This window comes from Phaeospirillum tilakii, assembly GCF_042683125.1.
Classification (GTDB): Bacteria; Pseudomonadota; Alphaproteobacteria; order Rhodospirillales; family Magnetospirillaceae; genus Phaeospirillum; species Phaeospirillum tilakii.
On record NZ_JBHUIY010000102.1, the window covers coordinates 1 to 936 of the forward strand.

1 protein-coding gene and 1 tRNA gene are annotated in these 936 nt (G+C 67.8%); both read left to right on the forward strand.

Features of this window, described 5'->3' with window-relative positions; genetic code table 11:
* Window positions 1–46 precede the first annotated feature (46 nt).
* Window positions 47–123, forward strand: a tRNA-Met gene (locus ACFSNB_RS18705).
* A 266-nt stretch (window positions 124–389) separates the two neighbouring features.
* Window positions 390–767: an ArdC-like ssDNA-binding domain-containing protein gene (locus ACFSNB_RS18710; protein WP_465264584.1), complete on the forward strand. Its 378-nt coding sequence runs from the start codon at window positions 390–392 to the stop codon at window positions 765–767.
* Window positions 768–936: the final 169 nt, after the last annotated feature.

The window sequence follows — 936 nt, forward strand, 5'->3', positions numbered from 1 at the left end:
AAAACCTATCACGATTACAATCCCCCTCGCCGCGCCAGCGCATTAACGCGGGGTGGAGCAGCCCGGTAGCTCGTCAGGCTCATAACCTGAAGGTCGTAGGTTCAAATCCTGCCCCCGCAACCAAAAAATCCTTATAGATCAAGGCGTTAGCTGAAAAGCTAACGCCTTTTTCGCGTTCCCGCCTCGCCACAGGTAACGCATAGGTAACGGGCGAAAGCGTATGTGCGGCGGGAACCCCTCCCGCCGCCCGCGCTTGCCCCCGTCCCCTCTCCGCTGCCAAGGCGGTTTGGGCCTGCTGGGGTGAGGAGGGGGAGAGGGGCAGGGGGCGCTCGCGACGGATAGCCGGGCGGAGAGAGAGGCTTTCCGCCGGTCCGTCGGGGAGAAACCAGATGGCTTCTGACCGCGCCTCGTCCGGCAAAGACCGGACCAGCCTCTATGCCGAGATCACCAACCGCATCATCGCCGAGCTCGAAGCCGGGCGGCTGCCCTGGGTCCAGCCCTGGGGCGGCGCCGACGGCCCGGGCGATCTTGGCCTGCCCCGCAATGCCGCGACCGGCCGGCGCTATTCGGGGATCAACGTGCTGATTCTGTGGGGGGGCGGTGTTCCGCCACGGCTTCTCCGGCCAGGGCTGGCTGACCTTCCGTCAGGCCCTGGCCCTGGCCCTGGGCGGGTCGGTGCGCACTGGCTGCCCGACATCCTGCGGGCTCCGGAAATCGAATCCGAGCCGGAAAGTGCCCCCGACGATCTGGCCCAGGTCGCCGCCTGATCCTCCTCTGCGGAAGCCCGGCCAGCGTGCCGGGCTTCTGTTCTGTCAGCGGGGAGGGGCGTCATGTCGGTGTCTGATCTGGCCCGCCGCCTCGCCGAGCGGGCCGAAGCGGTTTGCCGGGTCTATCTGTCCCGGGGGCGCCGTCAGGGGGCATGGTGGTGCGTCGGCG